The following is a 21,652-nucleotide window of genomic DNA, read 5'->3' as shown; positions in this document are numbered from 1 at the left end:
ACGGACAATAGCCCCGTGCTCTCCGTCCTGCTCATCACCTTCCCCTTCTTCGCGCTCGTGCTCTGCGGCTATCTGGCCGCGCGGCGCGGCGTGCTGCCCCAGCCGGCCATCCCGGGGCTCAATGCCTTCGTGCTGTATTTCGCGCTGCCCTGCATGCTGTACCGCTTTGGCGCCAGCACGCCCATCGGGCAGCTGCTGGACCCGGCCGTGGCGGGCGTGTACGTGGTGTGCGCCCTGGCCATGGTGGGCGGCACGGTGGCGCTCACGCGCAGTGCGCGCATCGGCTGGAACGACGCGGCCTTCGGCGCGCTGGTGGCCGCCTTTCCCAACACGGGCTTCATGGGGGTCCCGCTGCTCGTGGCCTTGCTGGGCGCGCAAAGCGCGGGCCCGGCCATCGTCACCATCGTGGTGGACATGGTCATCACCAGCTCGCTGTGCATCGCGCTGTCGCGGCTGGACGGCGCCGGCACCCACGGCGTGGGCGTGGCGCTGCGCAGCGCCTTCAAGGGCATGGCGACCAACCCCATGCCCTGGTCGATCGCGCTGGGCGCGCTGGCATCGGCCCTGCAGTTCACGCTGCCGGGCCCGGTCGACAAGACCATCGCCATGCTGGCCGACGCGGCCTCGCCCGTGGCGCTGTTCACCATCGGCGCGGTGCTGGCCCGCTCGCAGATGAACCAGCACGAGCAGGTGCCCGCGCGCGACTACGTGCCCATCGCGCTGGCCAAGCTGCTGGTGCACCCGCTGCTGGTGTGGGGCGCGGGCACGGCGGCCATCGCGCTCGGGGTGCCGCTCACGCCGTTCGCGCTCACGGTGCTGGTGCTGCTGGCGGCCCTGCCCAGCGCCAGCAACGTCTCGCTGCTGGCCGAGAAGTTTGGCGCCAACAACGGGCGCGTGGCGCGGATCATCCTGGTGTCCACGGCGCTGGCGTTCCTGAGCTTTTCGGCGGCGGTGGCGCTGCTGGCCTGATTGCTATATTTTCGATAGCTTTCAGCGCTTTCTGGCAAAGCGCTGGGGGCCAAGAAGCACTTGAAAATTTGTGCCGCCCCCTACCTGGGGCGCATCCCCTGGCTCCGCCGCAGCCAGGCACCGGTCGCCAGAAGCACCAGGCAAAGCATCGCCAGCGCCCAGGGCGAGTTGACGGGAATTTGGCTGGGCGCCACTTCTTCGAGCACGAGGTCGTCGTGGTAGCCCGCCGCGTCGAAGGTGAAGAAGCTGCCGGTCTTCAGCGCGATGGTCACCTGGCTCGAGGCGGCGGTGAAGGTGGCATCGAACGGCTCCCACTGGAACTGGAATACCCCGTTGAGCGCGAGGTTCGAGACGTCGCGGCGGGCGATCATCGTGTCCAGCGGGCCGGGCGCGGCGTCGATGGTGGCGGCCCCCACGGCGCCGTCGTAGGCCACGACCTCCCACCAGGTGGCGTTGCCGCCCGCATTGCCCGTCACGCCCCCTGACCAGGCGCCGCGCAGCCGGTACACCCGCCCGGGGGTCACCGCCACGGTCTGGAACAGGCCGCCGTGCGCATTGCCCGCGCCGCTGCCCTTCTTCTGCGCGTGCGAGGTGCCCGCACCCCCGAAGGGGCACTGGGTGGGCACCCAGATGTCGCAATCGTTGCTGTGGATCCAGGTGCCATCCCAGAAGCCCGGCGGCGCCGTCCAGGTGCTCCAGCCGGCCAGGCCGGCGTCGAAGTTGCCGTTGGTGAGCAGGTTCTGGGCGCGCACGGTGATCCCCCCCGAGAGGAGGGCCAGCAAGATCAGGGCACGAACAATGGCGGTCATTGGCAGGCTTTCTGACGAGGGAAGGGGGAACGGGGCCGGTCGACGGGCCCTGGATGCCGGGTCCACCGGACCCGCGCAGCACAGCCACGCCCCGAGGCGCTGGAGTGCCAGGCCGCAGTATCTGGGGCAAGCCCACGGCAGGCAAGTTTTATCGGGCCCGCGCGACCGTGGGTTGCCGATCGCGCCGGACAGGATCAGCGCCCTGGCCTCCAACGGATGGGTGTGGTCGTCCAGCATGCGCGCCCGCATCGCGCGTGACGGTCGGGGGGGCGCAGCGCCCGGGAAGGCCTTCATCCACGCCTGTCGCCGGCGAAACGTCCACTGTGGCGTGGTGCGCACACAATGCTATCGCCTGTGCCACTGCAGCATGGGCGTATCCATCCATTCATGAGGAGACCTCCATGCGTTTTGCGAAGCCTTGTTTTCGGAGCTGGCTGGCAGCGGCCGCCGTTCTTTCCGCCGCCGCCACCGCGCAGGCAGGCCAGGTGTTTGCCGACCAGGCACCCTCGGCCGCGCTGGGCCGCGACGTGAAGTTCACGGTGTATGTGCCCGACGGCTACCAGCCCGGCGGCACGGTGAACTATCCCGTGGTCTACCTGCTGCACGGCGCGGGCGGCGACGAGAACGAATGGCGCACCAAGGGGGGCGCGGTCGAGACCCTGGACGGCCTCATCAAGCGCGGGCTGATCCGCCCGTCGGTCGTGGTCATGCCCACGGCGGGCCCGGCGTCGTGGTGGGCCGACGGCGCGGCCGAGAAGGCGGGCACCGCCATCATGAAAGACCTGCTGCCCTACGTCGAGTCGCGCTACCGCGTGCAAAAGGAGCGCAGCGGCCGGGCCATCGGCGGCCTGTCGATGGGGGGCTACGGCGCGTTGAACCTGTCGCTGCGCAACCCCACGCAGTTCTGCGCCGCGGCGGTGATCAGCCCCGCCATCTATGACCCGCTGCCGCCGGACACCTCGGCGGCACGGCGCACCCCGCAGTTCGTGCGCGACGGGCAGTTTGACCCCGACACCTGGAAGTCGCTGAACTACGCGGCGGCGCTCGACGCCTACAAGGCGGGCACGCCGCGTGTGCCGATGTGGATCGTCTCGGGCGACCACGACTATCTGGGCATCGCTCCCATGTCGGCCACCCTGTACTGGCGGATGTACCAGATTCAGCCCAAGCAGGTGGAGCTGCGCGTGATCGACGGCGACCACGAGTGGCTGGTGTTCCGCGACGCGTTGCCCGACGCCCTGCAGTACGTGGACCGGCAGTGCCGCCAGGGGTGACCGGATGGCCTGCGCGCACCCCGGCCCGGAATCCGCCGGGTGCGAGGATGCGCGGGCGTGGCGGAATTTGCTATCAATTAAATAGCTATCCGCGCATGTCCATCAAGCGCCAGGGCCATGAAGCCCCTGGATCTTGAGCCTAGATCACCAGCGGGTCCACATCCACCAGCCAGCGCACCAGCCCCTTGTGCGCGGGCTGGGCGCGCGTGGCCTGCAGCACCGGCTGCCAGGCGGCCAGGAAGCGCTGTAGCGCGGCGCGGCTCGGGCTTTCCATCAGCATCTGGGCGCGCTCCACGTTGGCCACGCGCTGGATGGTCAGCGGCACCGGGGGAAACAGCGTGACCGCGTCCAGCCCCGGCAGGCCGGCGGCATGGGCGGCGGCCGTGGCGGCGGCCAGGAAGCCCTGGGCCACCTCCTGCGTGCGGGCATCGGCGCGCACCAGGGCCTGGTAGGCGAACGGGGGCATGGCGGCCTCCTCGCGCTCCTGGAGCTGCTGGGCGGCGAAGGCGGGGTAGTCGTGGGTGCGCAGCGCCTCGTACACCGGGTGCTTGGGGTGGTAGCTCTGGATCCACATCTCGCACTGGGTGCCCTGCGCGGCCATGTAGGCGGCGTCGCGCCCCGCGCGGCCGGCGGCCTGCATGAGCAGCGCGAACAGGCGCTCGGGCGCGCGGAAGTCGCTGCTGAACAGCGCGCCGTCCGGCTGCACGGCCGCCACCAGCGTGATGCGCCGGAAGTCATGGCCCTTGGCGATCATCTGCGTGCCCACGAGCACATCCACCTCGCCCGCGTGCACCTGTGCCAGCTGGGCCTCCAGCGCGCCCTTGGCCTTGGTGGTATCGGCGTCGATGCGGGCGATGCGGGCGGGCGTGCGGTCGGGCCGCAGCACCTCGGACAGCAGGGCGGAGAGCTGCTCCTCCAGCTGCTCCGTGCCCCGCCCCATGGAGTGGATGTCGGGGCTGCCGCAGGTGGGGCAGGCGCGGGGCACGCGCACGGTGTAGCCGCAGTGGTGGCAGCGCAGGGTGCGGTCGGCCTTGTGGAAGACCTGGTGGGCGCTGCAGTGCGGGCAGTCGCTTTTCCAGCCGCAGTCGGCGCAGTGCAGCACGGGGGCGTAGCCGCGCCGGTTGAGCAGCACCATGCTCTGCTCGCCGCGCGCCACGCGTTCGGTGATGGCGGCCAGCAGCGGGGCGCTGAAGATCGCGCGGCGCGGCTGCTGGTTCATGTCCACGCGGCGCACCCGCGCCAGGGCGCCCGCGCCGATCCGGCTGGGCATGGCCAGGCGCGCGTAGCGCCCGCCCTCCGGGTCGTCCGGCGTGGGCGGGCGGCTGGCGTGCCAGCTTTCCAGCGAGGGCGTGGCCGAGCCCAGAAGCACCTTGGCGCCCTGCTCGCGCCCGCGCCAGATGGCCAGGTCGCGCGCGGAGTAGCGGGCGCCCTCCTGCTGCTTGTAGCTGGGGTCGTGCTCCTCGTCGACCACGATGAGCTTGAGGCCCGGCATGCTCGCGAACACCGCCATGCGCGTGCCCAGCACGATGCGCGCGGCGCCGCCGTGCGCGGCCAGCCAGCTCTTGAGGCGCTGGGGGTTCGTCATGCCGCTGTGCAGCGAGACGACGGCCCCCGCGCCGAACCGCGGGGCGAAGCGGGAGACGAAGCGCTCCTCCAGCTGGGGCGTGAGGTTGATCTCGGGCACCATCACCAGCGCCTGCGCCGCCGGGTCCGCCTCCAGCATCTCCTGGGCGCAGCGCAGGTACACCTCGGTCTTGCCGCTGCCGGTGCTGCCGAACAGCAGGAAGGGGCCGGATTCTGAAGAAATCCGGGCCCTGGCGCTTTCCTGTTCAGCGGTGAGTGCTATTGTTTGCATAGCGTCCGTGGTGTCCCCGGCCGCCTTCGCGGGGCGGCGCAGGCGGCGGGCCAGCTGCTCGGGCCGCAAATCGCGCAGCTGGGGCGGCAGGGCCGCCAGCGCCACTTCGCCCAGCGCGCGCTGGTAGTAGCGCGCGGCAAAGGCCACCAGGCGGCGCCAGGGCAGGTCCAGCGGGGCCACGCCCTCCAGCACGCCCGCGATGGGGCGCAGGGTGGCCCCCTCGGGCAACTCGCCGGTGCCCTCGGCCGCGTCCCACACCACGCCCAGCACTTCGCGGCTTCCGAGCGGCACCCGCACCAGCGTGCCGGGCGGCAGGGCCTGGGGGCTGGCGTAGCTGAGCAGGTCCCCCACGCCGCTGTGGGACGGGGTGTGCAGCGCGACGTGGACGATGGCGAGGGAGGCGGACACGGACGGGAGCGAGTTACAGAGGCTTGTGGAGGCGGTGTGGAGGTTCGGGGGCTAAGTGCTTGATTTGTTGGAGCGAGCGAGTAATCCCGTCTTTCTGTGGATAACTTTGTTGACATCCTGCCCCGGCACCCTGCCGACCCGCATGAATACTGGGCCTGAACAGATTGCACACAAAATCGGCAGCTCCAAAAAATCCTTATGAATCAATCATCTGAAGGATTTTCGGTACAAATTCTGTGCTAAGGCTGCCGGGCCCGATTATGTTGCGTCGCATCAAGATTTGTGTGCATAAGTCGAACATCGATCGGCCGTCAAGGCCCGGGGAAGCCCCAAAATTGTGCTAGCCGCCCCATTCCCTGCTGAGGCTTTCCTGCGATGTAGGCCGCAAGTGCTTGATTTGCCTCAGGTTTTGCGAGAAATCCAGAATTTCTGTGGATAACTTTGTTGATATCCCCTGTGTTTGGCGTGCAAGCCCTTGTGCCGCCGTGCTTTCGCCGGAATGCCCGCAAAAAAAGCAGTCCTGCTACATCCTTTGAAATCAATGACTTACGTGCTGGTTGAGAATATTTCCGTTCGGGCCTGCCCGGCGTGCCGCGCCGCGCGGACGGCGCGGGTCCTGCGCCAGTTTTGTGCATAAGTCAGGCCTTCGGCCGCACGGACTGGCTGGAAATGCGCCCGCACGGCCGGGCATTGTCGCAGGGCGCGGCGGGCGGCCCTGAGGTCGCTTTGCTTCAAGACGGCGGGCAGCGGCCTCGCCAAGATGCCGCCATGGCTTCCTCCTCCTCCTCCCACCCCCCTTTCCCCGCCGAGGCGGCTCCCACGCTGGAGCGCGATGGATTCATGCTGGCCCGGCTGGACGACGTGGTCCAGGCCGCGCGCTCCGACAGCCTGTGGTTCATGACCTTTGGCCTGGCCTGCTGCGCCGTGGAGATGATGCACGCGGCCATGGCGCGCTACGACCTGGACCGCTTCGGCATCATCCCGCGCTCCAGTCCGCGCCACAGCGACCTGATGATCGTGGCCGGCACGCTGACCAACAAGATGGCGCCCGCCATCCGCAAGGTCTACGACCAGATGCCCGAACCCCGCTATGTGATCTCCATGGGCTCGTGCGCCAATGGCGGAGGCTACTACCACTACAGCTACTCGGTGGTGCGGGGCTGCGACCGCATCGTGCCGGTGGACGTGTACGTGCCCGGCTGCCCGCCCACGGCCGAGGCGCTGCTCTACGGCATCCTGCAGCTGCAGGGCCGGATCCGGCGGCCCCGGGTCATCCCGCGCTAGCACCGGCTAGCGCCGCGCGCCAGGCGCCGCTGGCATTTGCGCGGGCCGGCGCAGCAGCCAGTCCGCGTCGTCGGCGGGCTGTTGCGCGTGGGTCCTGAGCGCCGCGGGGGAGCGCTCGTAGAGCGTGCGTGCCTCGCGGCTGAAATGGGCCTGGTCGGCGTAGCCGTGCCGCAGGGCCGCGTCGACGACGCTCGCGCCCGCGTCGCGCATGGCCAGCAGGGCGTGCTCGGCGCGCAGCATGCGCTCGACCTCGCCGGGGCGCAGGCCGGTGATCTGGTGCGCGCGCCGCTGCAGGTGGCGGGGCGTCCAGCCCAGCTCCCGGGCGAGGGCCTGGCGCGCCGGACGCTCCCAGCGCCCCTGCAGCACGCGCAGCCAGGCCGCATGCTGCCGCGCCACGGCGGCCCAGCGGGGCGCCAGGAACGCCTCGCACAGGGCCATGCGGGCACCGTGGCCGGGGGCGGCGTGCATCGTCTCGAGCCAGCAAAGCCAGTCGGCGCGCCCGGGGCCGGCGGGCAGCCAGTCGCGCGCGTCCTGCACGCGGTCGGTGAGGGGCTGCAGGTCCTGCCCCGTCAGCAGCGCGAGCGCGCCGGGCTGGAAGGCCAGGCAGAAGAAGTCGCCCGCGGGTTCGGAGGTGGAGTGGTAGGCGTGCCGGTGCGCTCCCGAGAGCGCCGTGCGGGGCAGCCATTGGTCCGTGGCCTGGCCCGCGCATTCATGCAGGTGCACGGCGCCGCGCACCTGCCAGAGGATTCCGGGGTACGGGCTGGCCGGCACCCGCGTGTCGCGCGGAGCGCCGGCGGGCAGCGCGGCCAGGTCGCGCCAGATGTAGGCGCGCACGCAGCCGGCGAGCGCGGGCGGGGGCGCCAGCAGGGCCGATGCGGGCAGTGCCGCCATCGCTGGTGACCGGTTCAGCCCTGGCGCTGCGCCCGGGAGTGGCCGTGCACCGCCTCGACCAGCGCGGCCACATGCTCGGGTGGCGTGAACTGGCTGATGCCGTGGCCCAGGTTGAAGATGTGGGTGGGGCCGGTGGTGGTGGGGTCGGTGTGCGGCGTGCCGAAGCTGTCCAGCACGTGGCGCACCTGCTGCGCGATCTGCGCGGGGGGCGCGAACAGCACGTTGGGGTCGATGTTGCCCTGCAGCGCCTTGCCGGGGCCGCCGGCCTGGCCGCCGACGATGGCCCGGGCCTTGCCCAGGTGGGCCGTCCAGTCCAGACCCAGCACCTCGCAGTCGATGCCCTTCATGTCTTCGAGCCAGATGCCGCCGCCCTTGGTGAAGACGATGCGCGGCACATCGGTGCCGTCCACGCCGGTGCGCTTCAACTGCGCCAGCACGCGCGTGGTATAGGCCAGGCTGAACTCCTGGAAGGCGCCGTCGGCCAGCACGCCGCCCCAGCTGTCGAAAATCATCACGGCCTGGGCGCCAGCGTCGATCTGGGCATTCAGGTAGGCGGCCACGCTGTCGGCGTTGATGGCCAGGATGCGGTGCATCAGGTCGGGGCGGCTGTACATCAGGCTCTTGACGAGGCGGTAGTCGTCGCTGCCCTTGCCCTCGACCATGTAGCAGGCCAGGGTCCAGGGGCTGCCCGAGAAGCCGATCAGCGGTACGCGGCCGTTCAGGGCCTTGCGGATGCTGGTGACGGCGTTGAACACATAGCGCAGCTTGTCCATGTCCGGCACGGCCAGCTGTTCCACAGCGGCTTCGTCGCGCACCACTTTGGCAAAGCGCGGTCCCTCGCCCTCGGCGAACGAGAGCCCCAGGCCCATCGCGTCGGGCACGGTGAGGATGTCGCTGAACAAAATGGCGGCATCCAATGGAAAACGCTCCAGCGGCTGCAGGGTCACTTCGGTGGCGTAGTCCACATTCGTGGCCAGGCCCATGAAGCTGCCCGCCTGGGCGCGCGTGGCCTTGTATTCAGGCAGGTAGCGGCCCGCCTGGCGCATGAGCCACAGGGGGGTGTAGTCGGTGGCCTGGCGGCGGCAGGCGCGCAGGAAGGTGTCGTTGGAGAGGGGTGCAAAGCTCATGCACCGATTGTCGCAGGGTGGGCGGAGGCTCGGCTGATCTGTGCCAAGGGCGCGCCTCTGCCAGCGCCACCGTGGAACCGGCTTTGCCGGGCCACGGGTGGCGTCCCCCCTCAGGGGGGAAGACGCGAAGCGGCTCAGGGGGGAGCTATCTCTCGGCGATGTAGTGCGACATGCGCACGACCTCGCCGGGCGCCAAGAAGGCCCGCACTTCCGTCTCCAGCGCCTGGTCGGCCATGGTGGCGCGGGCGCGCTGGTGCAGGTAGTCGGCCCAGGATTCGACGATGAAGCGCTCCACGTAGCGCGAGGGTTCGCCCAGGTCCTTGTACACGCGCCAGAAGGTGGCGCCGTCGCGCCGGCGCGGGGCCTTCATCTGGCTGATGGTGTCGAGGAAGGCGGCGTCGGTGCCGGGCGCGATGCGGTAGCCCACCTCCACGGCCACGGGGCCCGCCTCGGGCAGGGGTTCGGCCTCGATGAACAGCTCATCCCAGGGGGTGGCCTGCGTCACCTCGTGCAGCGCGCCCATGCGCAGCGGCATGGGGCGCGCCAGCAGCAGGCCCACGCCCATGAGCGCGGCGGCCACGTACAGCGTGGGGGCCAGGCCCATGATGTCGGACGCCGCGCCCCAGAACGCCGAGCCCATGGCGAACGCGCCCAGCGCCGCCACCATGTGCATGGCCACGGCGCGCGAGCGCACCCACTGCGGCGCGCTGGCCTGCGTGGCGGTGTTGAAGGTGGACATGGCCGACATCCATGCGGCCCCGGCGAACAGCATCGCGATGTAGACCAGCCAGGCCATCTTGGTCAGCGCCGCGACCAGCATGGCCATGGCGAACACCACCCCGCCCGCGCCCACGATGGCCTCCATGCCAAAGCGCGCGCGCAGGCGCCCCAGCACCAGGCCCACGGCCACGGCCCCGGTGCCCAGGCAACCCATGAGCAGGCCGAAGCCCTGTGCGCCCGTGCCCAGCTGGCGCTGGGCGATCACCGGCAGCAGCGCCCACAGGGCCGAGCCCGCCGCGCTGAAGGCCATCACCCGCACCAGCTGCGCGAGGATGATGCGCGAGTGCCAGGCAAAACGCAGGCCGCTCAAGGTGCCGCCCCACAGGCGTTCGGCCGGCAGCTTGGACGGGGGATGGGCCTTGGGCGGCCAGCGGCGGATGGATTGCCACATCACCAGCGTGGTGGTCACCGTGACGGCGAACACCCAGCCCGCGCCCAGCTGGGCAAACACCAGGCCGGCCATCGTGGGGCCCACGGCGCGCGCGGCGTTGTAGGCAATGCTGACGGCGGTGATGGCCTGCGGCCACTCGTCGCGCGGCACGGGGTCGATGACCGAGGAGTTCCATGCGGGCGTGAGCACGGCCGTGCAGCAGCCGCACACGAACACCAGGAACAGCACCGACGCCGGGCCGCCCCAGCCGCCCAGCACCAGCAGCGTGAGCAGCGCGCTGGCCCCCACCTGCGCCAGCAGCGCGCCGGAGATCAGGCGCCGCCGGTCGGTGGTGTCGGCCAGCACCCCCGCCGGCAAGGCCAGCAGGAACATGGGCATGAACACGGCCGTCTGCACCAGCGCGGCCAGGAACGAGGAGCCCGTGAGCTCCACCATGAGCCAGGCGGCCGCCATGGTCTGCATGCCGCTGCCCACGAAAAAGATGCCACCGCAGATCCACAGCCCCCGGAACGCGGGTTGGCGCAAGGGGCTCCACAAAGAGGTTGGGTGCTGGGACATGAAAGGTGGTCTGCGGGGGGCGTCGTGGTGGGGCCGTCGGGCGGGAGAGACTCGGCTGGGCGGGCGCGCGGCCGCTTTTCGGCTGCGGCGGCATGCGGGATGGAAGGATATCGCCTCATCCCTGTTTTGGGGCGGTGCCGGCGGGATGCCCCTCAGTCGGTGTGCCGTCCGCCCCGCAGCCGGTAGGTGCGCGGCACGTCGGTGCGCGCCGCGACCAGCGCCTCGGCGCGCTGCTGCATGTCGGACAGCGCATGGTCCAGCGCCCGCACATCCGGCGCTTCCAGGCCGGCCAGCAGTTCCTGGTTGAGCGCCTTCACCTGCGGGAACAGCCCGTCGTGCACCGCCTGGCCCGCGGGCGTGAGGGTCAGCACGGCCTGGCGCCGGTCGCCGGGCATGGCGTCGCGGGTGATGAGTTTCTTGGCCAGCAGCGAGGTGACGGCCCGCGAGGTGCGTGCGCGGTCCAGTCCCAGGCGCCGGGCCAGCTCGGCCGGGGGCATGCCGGGGTGCTGGGCCAGCATCATGAGCAGGCCCCACTCGCGCCGCGTGATGCCGTAGCCGCCCTCGCACAGCCGCACCACCAGGCTGCCCGCCACGGCGAGCAGGCGGTTGAGCCGGTACATCAGCAGGTCGTTGGCGGCCTGCGGGTCGGTCAGGCGGTGGCCGGGCGGTGCGGGCATCAGGGTATTTCCGGGCGAGAATTGATTAGATCAATTGATTGTGTGGCCAATACAGTGCGCCCATCAACCTCACCACCTGCGCGGCCGCGCAGGGCCCATGCCCTTGCCCTGGAGATATTTCGACCATGTGGAAACCCCTTGCCTTTGCGTTCGCCACCGCGCTTGCCCTGTCCGCGTCCCTGGTCCAGGCGCAGGAGACGCCCCTGCGCATCGTGGTGGGCTATGCGCCCGGGGGGGCCACCGACCGCGTGGCCCGCATCGTGGCCGACAAGCTGGGCACCAAGCTCGGCACACCCGTGATCGTGGAGAACAAGACCGGGGCGGGCGGCCGCCTCTCGGCCCAGGCCGTGAAGGCCGCGCCCGCCAACCAGCCCACCCTGCTGCTGGCCAACCCCGCCGTGATGCTGGTGGCGCCCCTGGTGTTCCCCGACGCGGGCTATGACCCCGAGCGCGACTTCCGTCCCGTGAGCCACGTCAACAGCTACGAGTTCGGCGTGGCCGTGGCCAGCGCCGTGCCCGTGAAGGAGCTGCCGCACCTGATGGCCTGGCTGCGCGCCAACCCGGACAAGGCCAACTTCGGCGTGCCCGCCACGGGCAGCCTGCCGCATTTCTTCGGGCTGATGGTGGGCGATGCCGCCAAGGTGCGCGCCGAGGTGGTGGGCTACCGGGGCTCGGCGCCGCTGCTCAACGACCTGCTGGGCGGGCAGGTGCCCGTGGCGTTCGACACCTTCGACACCCTGCTGCCCCAGCACGAGGCCGGCAAGATCCGCATCCTGGCCGTGTCGAGCGCCAAGCGCAGCCCGCTGGACCCGAAGATTCCCACCTTCAAGGAAGCCGGCATGGACCTGGCCGCCACCGGCTGGAACACCTTCTTCGCCCCGATGAGCATGCCCAAGGTCCAGGCCGAACGCCTGGCCGGGCTGATCGTGGAGGTGATGAAGGACCCCGACACCCAGCGCAAGTTCGAGACCGCCAAGATGGAACCCGTGGTGGCGACCATGGCCCAGACCGATGCCATGCTCAAGGCCTACCGCGCGCAGTGGGCGCCGGTCGTGCAGCGCTCGGGCTTCAAGCCTTGACAGGAAGCACCCCCTGAGCGGCTTTGCCGCTTCCCCCTCGAAGGGGACGGCGGCCTTGCTGCGGGGCGGCCCTTGCTCGCCGCCCCTCGCCTCGGCCGTGCCTGTTGCAAAGGCAATGGGCGCGGTTTAGTGAAACTGGACTTCGAGATGACCATCAAAACCCGCCCCAACATCATCTTCATCGTCGCCGACGACCTGGGCTATGCCGACCTGGGCTGCTACGGCGGGCGCGAAGCGGCCTTCGGCCCGGTCTCGCCCGTGCTCGACGGCCTGGCCGCGCAGGGCTTGAAGCTCACCCAGGGTTATTCCAACTCGCCCGTGTGCTCGCCCACGCGCTTCGCGCTGATGACGGCGCGCTACCAGTACCGCCTGCGCGGCGCGGCCGAGGAGCCCATCAACAGCAAGAGCCGGGGAAGCACCACGCTGGGCCTGCCGCCGTCGCACCCCACGCTGCCCTCGCTGCTGCGCGCGGGCGGCTACCGCACGGCGCTCATGGGCAAATGGCACCTGGGCTACCCGCCGGCCTTCGGGCCGCTGCAGTCAGGCTACGAAGAGTTCTTCGGCCCCATGTCGGGCGGGGTGGACTACTTCACGCACTGCAGTTCCAACGGCACCCATGACCTGTACCTGGGCGAAGAGGAAAAACAGCAGGACGGCTACCTCACCGACCTCATCACCGACCATGCGCTCGGCTACGTGGAGCGCATGGCGCCGGGCGCACAGGCCGGCACGCCGTTCTTTCTGAGCCTGCACTACACGGCGCCCCACTGGCCGTGGGAGACGCGCGATGACGGGGCGCTGGCGCAGGAGGTGAAGGGCAACCTCTTCCACCTGCATGGCGGCAACATCGAGACCTACCGCCGCATGATCCACCACATGGATGAAGGTATTGGCCGCCTGATGGACGCGCTGCGCCGCCACGGCATCGAGCGCGACACGCTGGTGGTCTTCACCAGCGACAACGGCGGCGAGCGCTTCTCGGACAACTGGCCCCTGGTGGGCGGCAAGATGGACCTGACCGAAGGCGGCATCCGCGTGCCGTGGATCGCCCACTGGCCCGCCGTGATCGCGCCGGGCGGCGTGAGCCCGCAGACCTGCATGACCATGGACTGGTCGGCCACGATGCTCGATGCGGCCGGCGTGGCGGCGCATGGGGACTACCCGCTCGACGGCCGCTCGCTGATGCCGCTGCTGCGCGATGCCGCCCTGCACGATGCGCCGCCCCTGTTCTGGCGCATGAATCACCGGGGCCAGCGCGCCATGCGCCAGGGCGACTGGAAATACCTGCGTGTGGACGGCAACGACTACCTGTTCGATCTGTCGCAGGACGAACGCGAGCGCGCCAACCGGGCTCCCGTGGAACCCGAGCGGCTGCGGACGATGCGCGCGGCCTGGGAGGCATGGAATGCGTCCATGCCCGCGATCCCGGACGACGCGACGGTGAGCCTGGGCTACTCTGTCAAGGACATGCCGCAGCGGTGACGGGCGGCCGGCGGGGCTGTCGGCTATGGTGTGGGGGGCGCACGCCATCCGCCCGCCTTCCTTCCGAATCCATGCCTTGAAGATGCCCCCGTTGACTTCCTTTCCCCTGCGCGCGCCCATCGCCGTGTTTCTGGCGGGGCTCGCGGCCGCGCTGCACATCGGCAAGATCCCACCCGCCATCACCGTGCTGCGGGAGACGCTGGGGGTCTCGCTGGTCGAGGCGGGCTTCCTGCTGTCGGCGGTCCAGCTGGCGGGCATGCTGCTCGGCGTTCTGGTGGGGGCGCTGGCCGATGGTTTTGGCCTGCGGCGCAGCATGCTGTATGGGCTGGGCGTGTTGTGTATCGCCAGCCTGGCGGGCGTGGGGGCCCGCCATCCGGCGGACCTGCTGGCATTGCGGGCGCTGGAGGGGCTGGGTTTCCTGTGGGTTGTGCTGCCGGCGCCCAGCTTGATGCGGCAGTTGGTGCCCGCTGCCAGGCTGCCCGCCTTCATGGGGCTGTGGGGTGCCTACATGCCCGCCGGCGTTGCCCTGGCGCTTCTGGCGGGGCCGGTGGTCATGGGGCTGTGGAGCTGGCAGGCCTGGTGGGGTCTGCTGGGTGTGCTGGCGGGCTGCGCGGGGCTCTGGCTGGCCCTGGCCGTTGGCCCGGATGCGCTGCGCGCCACCGTGGCGCGGCCGCGCACCGACCCGCCGTCTCCCGCGGTGGTCCTTCTGGCGCGGCGGCTGCGGCTCACCCTGGCCAGTCCCGGGCCCTGGGTGGTGGCGGTGGCGTTTGGCATGTACTCCTGCCAGTGGCTGGCCGTCATCGGGTTTCTGCCCTCCATCTACATGCAGGCGGGCGTCAGCGGCGTGGCTGCCGGTGCGCTGACCGCACTGGCCTGCGCGGCCAACGTGGTGGGGAACCTGGGGGCCGGCGGCTTGATGCGGGCGGGTTGGCGCACGCACCGTCTGTTGTCCCTCGGTTTCGGCGGCACGGCATTGGCCACGGTGGTGGCCTTCAGCCCCTTGGCGGGGGATGGCGCGGTTCTTCGGTTCGCTGCCGTGGTGGCGTTTTCAGCGGTGGGCGGGATGATTCCGGCCACCTTGTTTGCCCTGGCGGTCCGGGTGGCGCCCAGCGAGCACACGGTGTCCACCACGATGGGCTGGGTGCAGCAGTGCTCGGCCTGTGGCCAGTTCCTGGGCCCGCCGCTGGTGGCCTGGGTGGCGGGCCTGGCGGGCGGCTGGCATTTCACCTGGGCGGTCACCGGCGTGGCTTCGGTGGTGGGCCTGGGGCTGTCGTGGTGGGTGCGCCGGCAGCACCCGGCCTGAGACCGCAAACACGTCCCGGCGGAGCGGGCAGGGGCCGCGGCGCCCCGCCACCTGCCGCCCGCCCGATCACGCTGCCGCAGCGGACCCCGCCTGCACATGCTCGCGCCGTTGCACGATCACGAAGCGGTCGGCCACGAAGGCCAGGTTGGTGTAGCTGGCGTTGGCGGCCGGGTTGCCCCCCGTGGCGTGGTAGTCCGAGAACGAGGCCGACTGGTTCACGAACACCCCCTGCGTGAGGTTGATGGACAGCGCCACGCGCGTGCGCCGGCCCAGGGCGATGGCGGCGTCGATGTAGGCGCGGTCGGTGGAGTACACGCCCAGGGTCAGTGCGCCATGCTCGCGCAGCGTGGCCTCGGCCACCTGCAGGCTGGCGGCGCCCGAATCGGTGGCCACCAGGTAGGACACGGGGCCGAAGCATTCCTGGCCGTAGATGGCGCTGTCGGCCTGCTCCAGCGCCACGATCACGGGCGTGTGGATCTGTGCGTTCGCGAACTCGGGGTGGGGCAGGGCGCGCGAGGCCAGCACCAGGCGGCCCTGGCCGCTGGCCCGCTGCATGCGCGCCACGGTCTCGGGCGAGCCCACGGCGCCCAGCACCGAGGTGGCCACGCGCGGGTTCGAGGCCAGCTCGGTCACGGCGGCGGCGAGGTCCGCGCCCACCTGCTCGAAGCTCTTGTGCCCTTCGTCGGTGGCGATGCCGCCGCGCGGCACCAGGAGGTTCTGCGTGGTGGTGCACATCTGGCCGCTGTACAGCGACAGGGTGAACGCCAGGTTGCGCAGCAGGGCCGCGTACTGGTCGGTGGATTCGATGATCACCGTGTTCACTCCGGCCATCTCGGCATACACGCGCGCCTGGCGGGCGTTGTCGATGAGCCAGCGGCCGAACTGGTTGCTGCCCGTGAAGTCGATGCTGGCCACCGCGCTGTGCGTGGCCAGGGCCTGGGTGTCTTCGGCGCGGGGGCTCAAGGCCAGGGTCACGGTGTTCGGGTCCAGCCCCTGCTCGGCCAGCACCTCGCGCAGGATGTTCACCGAGATCGCGGCCGGCAGCACGGCATGGGGATGCGGCTTGACGATGACCGGGTTGCCCGTGGCCAGCGCGGCGAACAGGCCGGGGTAGGTGTTCCAGGTGGGGAAGGTGGCGCAGCCGACCACCAGCGCGACGCCGCGGCCCACGATCTCGTAGTGCTTTTGCATTACCAGCGGCGGGTTCTTGCCCTGGGGCTTGTCCCACAGCGCCTCGCCGGGCACGTCGGCCATGGCCTTCCAGGCGTAGGCGATGGCTTCGAGCGCGCGGTCCTGGGCGTGCGGGCCGCCGGCCTGGAAGGCCATCATCGGGCCCTGGCCGGTGGTCAGCATCACGGCGTGGGCGATCTCATGGCTGCGGCGGTGGATGCGCATGAGCGCCTCCAGCAGCACGCCCACGCGGCCTTGCGCGCCCAGTGCCTGCCACGCGGGTTCGGCCGCCTGGGCCGCTGCCACCAGCGCGTGCACGTCGCAGTCGGGGTAGCGCACATCCAGCGCCACGCCGTAGGGCGAGCGTTCTGTCGCCAGCCGGCCCTGTTCACCGGGCTGCTGCAGCGGGAAATCCTTGCCCAGCAGGGCGGCCACGGCCGCCTGGCCGTCGGCCTGGCCGGTCTCGCCATAGACCTTGGGCGAGGGCGATTCGGGGAAGGGCGTCCAGTGGCCGCGCGTGGCCAGTGCGTCCAGGGCGCCATCGAGCAGGGCACGGTGCGTATCGAACAGGGGCATGTATTTGTCTCCGTTAAGGGTTTGCCCTGAGGGGTTTGACTTGTGTCAGGGTTGTGGAAAGTTTATTCTCTACCGAACGGTCGGTCAATAATGTTTGCGGCCGATCAATACAACGTTTCCCCACTTTGGTAGGCAGGAGCATCCATGTCTGAACCCCTTGTCCTTGTGACGCAGTCGGGCGCCGTGCAAACACTGGCGCTCCACCGGCCCGCCGCGCTCAACAGCTTTACCGCCGAGTTGCATGCGCAACTGCTGGACGCCCTGGAGGCCGCTGCGGCTAACACCGAGGTGCGCTGCGTGGTGCTCACGGGCACGGGCCGGGCCTTCTGCGCGGGGCAGGACCTGGCCGACCCGGCCGTGGCGCCCGACCTCACGCCCGGCGCCGCGCCCAAGGACCTGGGTGAAGTGATCGAGAAACTCTACGGCCCGCTGTGCCTGCGCATCCGCAGCATGCCCATCCCCGTGGTGGCCGCCGTCAACGGTGTGGCCGCCGGCGCGGGCGCGAACCTGGCGCTCTCGTGCGACCTGGTGCTGGCCGCGCGCTCGGCCAGCTTCATCCAGGCCTTCACCAAGATCGGGCTGGTGCCCGACACCGGCGGCACCTGGCTGCTGCCGCGCCTGGTGGGCCGTGCGCAGGCCCTGGGCCTGGCGCTGCTGGGCGACAAGCTGCCCGCCGCCGATGCCGAGCGCCTGGGCCTGATCTGGCGCTGCGTGGACGACGCGGCGCTGCAGGACGAAGCCCAGGCCCTGGCCCAGCGGCTGGCCGCCATGCCCGTGAAGGCGCTGGTCGCCACGCGCAATGCGATCGATGCCGCCGCGCAGATGGACTACGGCCAGGCCCTGGCCCGTGAGGCGGCCGTGCAGCGCACGCTGGGCGCTTCGGCCGACTACCGCGAGGGCGTCGAGGCCTTCATCGGCAAGCGCGCTCCCGTGTTCAAAGACCGCTGAGCGACCCATGGACTCCACCACCTCCCCCATGGACCCCCAGGCCATCGCCGAGCATGTGCGCACCGGCATGCTCGCCAACGACCGCGCCACGCAGGGCCTGGGCATCGCCATCACGGCCATCGCGCCGGGCCGGGCCACGCTCGAGATGACCGTGCGCGCCGACATGCTCAACGGCTTCGACATCTGCCACGGCGGCTTCATCACCACGCTGGCCGACTCGGCGTTCGCCTTCTCGTGCAATGCGCGCAACGACATGACCGTGGCCTCGGGCCTGTCCATCGACTTCCTGGCGCCCGCGCGCGAGGGCGACCGCCTCACGGCCGTGGCCACCGAAGTCTCGCTGGCTGGCCGCACAGGCGTGTATGACGTGAACGTGCACAACCAGCGCGGCGAGGCCATCGCGGTGTTCCGCGGCCGCTCGTACTGCATGAAGGGCAAGCCCACCGTGCCGCTTGCCGATGCCGCCGGCTGCTGACCCCATACACCATTACAGGAGACATCCATGGCCGTGCGCCACCCCGCTCCAGGCGACCTGGAGCCCATCGAAACCGCCAGCCGCGACGAAGTCCAGGCCCTGCAGCTGCAGCGCCTGCGCTGGACGCTGCAGCACGCCTACGACAACGTGCCGCACTACCGCCGCGCCTTCGATGCCAAGGGCGTGCACCCGTCCGATCTGAAGCAGCTGTCCGACCTCTCCAGGTTCCCCTTCACCGTCAAGAAGGACCTGCGCGACAACTACCCCTTCGGCATGTTCGCCGTGCCGCGCGAAAAGGTGGCCCGCATCCACGCCTCGTCGGGCACCACGGGCAAGCCCACGGTGGTGGGCTACACCTTGAAGGACATCGACACCTGGGCCGACCTGGTGGCGCGCTCCATCCGCGCGGCCGGCGGGCGCGCCGGCGACCTGATCCATGTGGCCTATGGCTACGGCCTGTTCACGGGCGGCCTGGGCGCGCACTACGGCGCCGAGCGCGCAGGCTGCACGGTGATCCCCATGTCGGGCGGCCAGACCGAAAAGCAGGTGCAGCTGATCCGCGACTTCGGGCCCAGCATCATCATGGTCACGCCGTCCTACATGCAGGTCATCAACGAGGAGTTCGTGCGCCAGGGGCTGGACCCGCGCGAGAGCTCGCTCAAGGTCGGCATCTTCGGCGCCGAGCCCTGGACCGAGGCCATGCGCCGCGAGATCGAGACCAAGGCCGGCATCGACGCGGTGGACATCTACGGCCTGTCCGAAGTGATGGGCCCGGGCGTGGCCAGCGAGTGCATCGAGAGCAAGGACGGCCCCGTGGTCTGGGAAGACCATTTCTACCCCGAGATCATCGACCCCGAGACGGGCGAGGTTCTGCCCGACGGCCAGGAGGGCGAACTCGTCTTCACCTCGCTGAGCAAGGAGGCGCTGCCCATGATCCGCTACCGCACGCGCGACCTCACGCGCCTCTTGCCGCCGACCTCGCGCGCTTTCCGCCGCATGGGCAAGATCGTGGGCCGCTCGGACGACATGCTCATCATCCGCGGCGTGAACGTGTTCCCCACGCAGATCGAAGAGATCGTGCTGCAGAACGAGAAGCTGTCGGGCCAGTACCAGATCCTGGTGGCGCGCGACGGCAACCTCGACCAGGTCACCGTGCGCTGCGAGTTGCAGCCCGGCGTGGCCGACGGCGAGCGCCCCGACCTCACCGGCTGGGTGCAGCACCGCATCAAGACCCTGGTGGGCATCACCTGCCAGGTCGAGGTGCTGGCCACCGATTCCATCGAACGCACGCTGGTGGGCAAGGCCCGCCGCGTGATCGACCAGCGCCCACGCTAACCCTTCACGAAAGGACGACACCATGTACACCCAGGCCATGGACACCATGGGCAAGGACGGCGGCGACGCCGGCAACAAGGCCCTGCGCAGCGCCGAGGAGATGCAGCGCCAGGAGGCCTTCGACGCGCGCATCGACGCGGGCGAATTCATCGAGGCCAAGGACTGGATGCCCGACCACTACCGCAAGACCCTGCTGCGCCAGATCAGCCAGCATGCGCACTCGGAGATCGTCGGCATGCTGCCCGAGGGCAACTGGATATCGCGCGCGCCCACGCTCAAGCGCAAGGCCATCCTGCTGGCCAAGGTACAGGACGAGGGCGGCCACGGCCTGTACCTGTACGCCGCGGCCGAAACCCTGGGCAGCTCGCGCGACCAGATGCTGGATGCGCTGCACACCGGGCGCGCCAAGTACAGCTCCATCTTCAACTACCCCACGCTGACCTGGGCCGACATGGGCACCATCGGCTGGCTGGTCGATGGCGCGGCCATCATGAACCAGGTGCCGATCTGCCGCTGCTCGTACGCGCCCTACGCGCGGGCCATGGTGCGCATCTGCCGCGAGGAGAGCTTCCACCAGCGCCAGGGCTACGACGCGCTGCTCACCATGATGCAGCAGGGCACCGACGCCCAGCGCGCCATGGTGCAGGACGCGGTCAACCGCTGGTGGTGGCCCTCCATCATGATGTTCGGCCCGCCCGATGACCAGTCGCCCAACTCCGCGCAATCCATGCGCTGGGGCATCAAGCGCGTCTCCAACGACACGCTGCGCCAGAAGTTCATCGACGCCACCGTCGAGCAGGCCAAGGTGCTGGGCGTGACCCTGCCCGACCCCGACCTGCAATGGAACGAGGAGCGCCAGGCGCACGACTACGGCGCCATCGACTGGAGCGAGTTCTGGCGCGTGATCGGCGGCGACGGCCCCTGCAACGAAGAGCGCCTGGGCGCCCGCGTGAAAGCCTGGGAAGACGGCGCCTGGGTGCGCGAAGCGGCCCTTGCGCACGCGGCCAAGTACGCGCCGGTGAAGGCTGCCGCCTGATATCACCGCAAAGAATTTGAATAAAAAAAGGCCTCTAGCGCTTATCCATAAAGCGCTAATAGCTATCAAAAAGTAGTGCAACGCATTTAACGAATGTCCGGAAACCCCATGAGCACCAACGCCCCTTCTGACGCCGCGACCTCTGCGACCGCCACCGAATGGCCCCTTTGGGAGGTCTTTGTGCGCAGCAAGGCCGGGCTGGACCACAAGCACTGCGGCAGCCTGCACGCCGCCGACCCGAAGATGGCCATCCAGCTGGCGCGCGACGTCTACACCCGGCGCCAGGAAGGCACCAGCGTCTGGGTCGTGCGCTCCGACCAGATCGTGGCCAGCGACCCCGGCGAGAAGTCCATGTACTTCGACCCGGCGCAGGACAAGGTCTACCGCCACCCCACCTTCTACGTGCTGCCCGAGTCCGTGGACCACATGTGAGCGCCACTGCCATGCAAGCCACCAGCATCCACACCAGCCAGGACCCGGCCGTGCAGTACCTGCTGCGCATCGGCGATACCTGCCTCATCCTGGCCCAGCGCCTGTCCGAATGGTGCGGCCACGGCCCCGTGCTCGAAGAGGACATCGCCCTGTCCAACATGGCGCTGGACCTCGTGGGCCAGGCGCGCGCCGTGCTCACCCGGGCCGGCCAGATCGAAGGCCGCGGCCACGACGAAGACCAGCTGGCCTTCCTGCGCGACGAGCGCGACTATGTCAACGTGACCCTGGTGGAGCTGCCGCGCGGTGACTTCGCCTTCACCGTGGTGCGCAATGCCATGGTGGCCACCCTCTTCAAGCTGCTGTGGGAGCGCCTGGCCACCTCCAGCGACACGGAGCTGGCCGCCATTGCCGGCAAGGCAGTCAAGGAGGCGCGCTACCACCAGCAGCATGCGGCCGACTGGGTCGTGCGCCTGGGCGACGGCACGGCCGAATCGCGCCGCCGCACCGAAGCGGCCTTGAAGGCCCTGTGGCGCTACACGCCCGAGCTTTTCGTGGTCGACGCGGTGGACGAATCCGCCCACGCCACCGGTCTGGGCCCGCGCTGGGCCGACCTGCAGGACGCCTGGACCGGCGAGATGGCGCAGATCCTGGCCGCTGCCAGCCTGGCCACGCCCCAGGCATCGGCGTTCCGCAGCACCGGCAAGCAGGGCGTGCACAGCGAGCACATGGGCTACATCCTGGCCGAGATGCAGTACCTGCAGCGCAGCTTCCCCGGGGGCGTGTGGTGATGATG

At 70.1% G+C, this 21,652-nt stretch carries 19 protein-coding genes; 12 read left to right on the top strand and 7 right to left on the bottom strand.

Going from position 1 to position 21,652, the window contains the following annotated elements; translation table 11 throughout:
* The first annotated feature begins 15 nt into the window (after positions 1-15).
* On the top strand, positions 16-969 hold the full coding sequence (locus ACAM51_RS10780; RefSeq protein WP_218296889.1) for an AEC family transporter: 954 nt from the start codon (positions 16-18) through the stop codon (positions 967-969).
* 80 nt (positions 970-1,049) lie between these two features.
* On the opposite strand, the gene ACAM51_RS10775 is transcribed toward ACAM51_RS10780, so the two are convergent.
* Positions 1,050-1,778, bottom strand: a complete 729-nt coding sequence (locus ACAM51_RS10775) for a hypothetical protein (protein ID WP_369643537.1) — start codon at positions 1,776-1,778, stop codon at positions 1,050-1,052.
* Positions 1,779-2,179: 401 nt separating this feature from the next.
* Between ACAM51_RS10775 and ACAM51_RS10770 the strand changes: the two genes are divergently transcribed.
* Positions 2,180-3,052 carry an esterase family protein gene (locus ACAM51_RS10770; protein WP_218296891.1) on the top strand — a complete coding sequence of 291 codons (873 nt, stop codon included), beginning with the start codon at positions 2,180-2,182 and terminating at the stop codon, positions 3,050-3,052.
* A 139-nt stretch (positions 3,053-3,191) separates the two neighbouring features.
* Here the strand turns inward: ACAM51_RS10770 and priA are convergent, their stop codons facing one another.
* A complete protein-coding gene (gene priA, locus ACAM51_RS10765) occupies positions 3,192-5,315 on the bottom strand; it encodes a primosomal protein N' (protein WP_369643536.1) in 2,124 nt (707 codons plus the stop codon).
* A gap of 768 nt (positions 5,316-6,083) precedes the next feature.
* On the opposite strand from priA, the gene ACAM51_RS10760 reads away from it, so the two are divergent.
* Positions 6,084-6,599, top strand: a complete 516-nt coding sequence (locus tag ACAM51_RS10760; RefSeq protein WP_218296893.1) for an NADH-quinone oxidoreductase subunit B family protein — start codon at positions 6,084-6,086, stop codon at positions 6,597-6,599.
* A 6-nt stretch (positions 6,600-6,605) separates the two neighbouring features.
* Here the strand turns inward: ACAM51_RS10760 and ACAM51_RS10755 are convergent, their stop codons facing one another.
* The 4 genes from ACAM51_RS10755 to ACAM51_RS10740 form a co-directional block, all read right to left on the bottom strand.
* The gene (locus tag ACAM51_RS10755) at positions 6,606-7,490 is read right to left on the bottom strand and encodes a helix-turn-helix domain-containing protein (protein ID WP_369643535.1); all 885 of its coding nucleotides are present in this window, start codon (positions 7,488-7,490) and stop codon (positions 6,606-6,608) included.
* Positions 7,491-7,504: 14 nt separating this feature from the next.
* The gene (hemE, locus tag ACAM51_RS10750) at positions 7,505-8,617 is read right to left on the bottom strand and encodes a uroporphyrinogen decarboxylase (RefSeq protein ID WP_369643534.1); all 1,113 of its coding nucleotides are present in this window, start codon (positions 8,615-8,617) and stop codon (positions 7,505-7,507) included.
* A gap of 145 nt (positions 8,618-8,762) precedes the next feature.
* Complete coding sequence (locus ACAM51_RS10745) at positions 8,763-10,346, bottom strand: MFS transporter (protein ID WP_218296896.1); 1,584 nt, start codon at positions 10,344-10,346, stop codon at positions 8,763-8,765.
* Between the two features lie 152 nt (positions 10,347-10,498).
* A complete protein-coding gene (locus ACAM51_RS10740; RefSeq protein WP_369643533.1) occupies positions 10,499-11,023 on the bottom strand; it encodes a MarR family winged helix-turn-helix transcriptional regulator in 525 nt (174 codons plus the stop codon).
* 125 nt (positions 11,024-11,148) lie between these two features.
* Here ACAM51_RS10740 and ACAM51_RS10735 point away from each other — a divergent pair, with 125 nt between their 5' ends.
* The 3 genes from ACAM51_RS10735 (at position 11,149) to ACAM51_RS10725 (ending at position 14,887) form a co-directional block, all read left to right on the top strand.
* Positions 11,149-12,102: a tripartite tricarboxylate transporter substrate-binding protein gene (locus ACAM51_RS10735; protein ID WP_369643532.1), complete on the top strand. Its 954-nt coding sequence runs from the start codon at positions 11,149-11,151 to the stop codon at positions 12,100-12,102.
* Positions 12,103-12,249: 147 nt separating this feature from the next.
* A complete protein-coding gene (locus tag ACAM51_RS10730; protein ID WP_218296899.1) occupies positions 12,250-13,584 on the top strand; it encodes a sulfatase in 1,335 nt (444 codons plus the stop codon).
* Positions 13,585-13,675: 91 nt separating this feature from the next.
* Positions 13,676-14,887 (top strand): CynX/NimT family MFS transporter, encoded by a 1,212-nt coding sequence (locus ACAM51_RS10725; RefSeq protein WP_255591630.1) that lies wholly within the window; start codon positions 13,676-13,678, stop codon positions 14,885-14,887.
* Between the two features lie 66 nt (positions 14,888-14,953).
* Here ACAM51_RS10725 and paaN read toward each other — a convergent pair whose 3' ends face one another.
* The gene (paaN, locus tag ACAM51_RS10720; protein ID WP_369643531.1) at positions 14,954-16,633 is read right to left on the bottom strand and encodes a phenylacetic acid degradation protein PaaN; all 1,680 of its coding nucleotides are present in this window, start codon (positions 16,631-16,633) and stop codon (positions 14,954-14,956) included.
* 144 nt (positions 16,634-16,777) lie between these two features.
* Here paaN and ACAM51_RS10715 point away from each other — a divergent pair, with 144 nt between their 5' ends.
* The 6 genes from ACAM51_RS10715 (at position 16,778) to paaC (ending at position 21,647) form a co-directional block, all read left to right on the top strand.
* A complete protein-coding gene (locus ACAM51_RS10715; protein ID WP_369643530.1) occupies positions 16,778-17,581 on the top strand; it encodes an enoyl-CoA hydratase-related protein in 804 nt (267 codons plus the stop codon).
* Between the two features lie 7 nt (positions 17,582-17,588).
* Positions 17,589-18,056: a hydroxyphenylacetyl-CoA thioesterase PaaI gene (gene paaI / locus ACAM51_RS10710; protein WP_369643529.1), complete on the top strand. Its 468-nt coding sequence runs from the start codon at positions 17,589-17,591 to the stop codon at positions 18,054-18,056.
* Between the two features lie 27 nt (positions 18,057-18,083).
* On the top strand, positions 18,084-19,391 hold the full coding sequence (gene paaK, locus ACAM51_RS10705) for a phenylacetate--CoA ligase PaaK (RefSeq protein WP_369643528.1): 1,308 nt from the start codon (positions 18,084-18,086) through the stop codon (positions 19,389-19,391).
* 22 nt (positions 19,392-19,413) lie between these two features.
* The gene (gene paaA, locus ACAM51_RS10700) at positions 19,414-20,427 is read left to right on the top strand and encodes a 1,2-phenylacetyl-CoA epoxidase subunit PaaA (RefSeq protein ID WP_218296904.1); all 1,014 of its coding nucleotides are present in this window, start codon (positions 19,414-19,416) and stop codon (positions 20,425-20,427) included.
* Positions 20,428-20,535: 108 nt separating this feature from the next.
* Positions 20,536-20,859, top strand: coding sequence for a 1,2-phenylacetyl-CoA epoxidase subunit PaaB (gene paaB / locus ACAM51_RS10695; protein ID WP_218296905.1), 324 nt, complete (start codon positions 20,536-20,538; stop codon positions 20,857-20,859).
* Between the two features lie 11 nt (positions 20,860-20,870).
* Positions 20,871-21,647, top strand: coding sequence for a 1,2-phenylacetyl-CoA epoxidase subunit PaaC (paaC, locus tag ACAM51_RS10690; RefSeq protein ID WP_369643527.1), 777 nt, complete (start codon positions 20,871-20,873; stop codon positions 21,645-21,647).
* Positions 21,648-21,652: the final 5 nt, after the last annotated feature.

The organism is Acidovorax sp. A79 (assembly GCF_041154505.1).
GTDB lineage: Bacteria > Pseudomonadota > Gammaproteobacteria > Burkholderiales > Burkholderiaceae_C > Acidovorax.
This window is presented reverse-complemented; position numbering and strand designations above follow the sequence as displayed.

What these genes read in the sequence shown, in the direction of transcription:
- ACAM51_RS10745 (WP_218296896.1), bottom strand. Translation starts at nt 10,346, where the DNA reads ATGTCCCAGCACCCAACCTCTTTGTGGAGCCCCTTGCGCCAACCCGCG.
- ACAM51_RS10770 (WP_218296891.1), top strand. Translation starts at nt 2,180, where the DNA reads ATGCGTTTTGCGAAGCCTTGTTTTCGGAGCTGGCTGGCAGCGGCCGCC.
- ACAM51_RS10740 (WP_369643533.1), bottom strand. Translation starts at nt 11,023, where the DNA reads ATGCCCGCACCGCCCGGCCACCGCCTGACCGACCCGCAGGCCGCCAAC.
- paaI (WP_369643529.1), top strand. Translation starts at nt 17,589, where the DNA reads ATGGACTCCACCACCTCCCCCATGGACCCCCAGGCCATCGCCGAGCAT.
- ACAM51_RS10730 (WP_218296899.1), top strand. Translation starts at nt 12,250, where the DNA reads ATGACCATCAAAACCCGCCCCAACATCATCTTCATCGTCGCCGACGAC.
- paaN (WP_369643531.1), bottom strand. Translation starts at nt 16,633, where the DNA reads ATGCCCCTGTTCGATACGCACCGTGCCCTGCTCGATGGCGCCCTGGAC.
- paaB (WP_218296905.1), top strand. Translation starts at nt 20,536, where the DNA reads ATGAGCACCAACGCCCCTTCTGACGCCGCGACCTCTGCGACCGCCACC.
- ACAM51_RS10715 (WP_369643530.1), top strand. Translation starts at nt 16,778, where the DNA reads ATGTCTGAACCCCTTGTCCTTGTGACGCAGTCGGGCGCCGTGCAAACA.
- ACAM51_RS10755 (WP_369643535.1), bottom strand. Translation starts at nt 7,490, where the DNA reads ATGGCGGCACTGCCCGCATCGGCCCTGCTGGCGCCCCCGCCCGCGCTC.
- ACAM51_RS10735 (WP_369643532.1), top strand. Translation starts at nt 11,149, where the DNA reads ATGTGGAAACCCCTTGCCTTTGCGTTCGCCACCGCGCTTGCCCTGTCC.
- ACAM51_RS10760 (WP_218296893.1), top strand. Translation starts at nt 6,084, where the DNA reads ATGGCTTCCTCCTCCTCCTCCCACCCCCCTTTCCCCGCCGAGGCGGCT.
- paaC (WP_369643527.1), top strand. Translation starts at nt 20,871, where the DNA reads ATGCAAGCCACCAGCATCCACACCAGCCAGGACCCGGCCGTGCAGTAC.
- paaK (WP_369643528.1), top strand. Translation starts at nt 18,084, where the DNA reads ATGGCCGTGCGCCACCCCGCTCCAGGCGACCTGGAGCCCATCGAAACC.
- paaA (WP_218296904.1), top strand. Translation starts at nt 19,414, where the DNA reads ATGTACACCCAGGCCATGGACACCATGGGCAAGGACGGCGGCGACGCC.
- hemE (WP_369643534.1), bottom strand. Translation starts at nt 8,617, where the DNA reads ATGAGCTTTGCACCCCTCTCCAACGACACCTTCCTGCGCGCCTGCCGC.
- ACAM51_RS10775 (WP_369643537.1), bottom strand. Translation starts at nt 1,778, where the DNA reads ATGACCGCCATTGTTCGTGCCCTGATCTTGCTGGCCCTCCTCTCGGGG.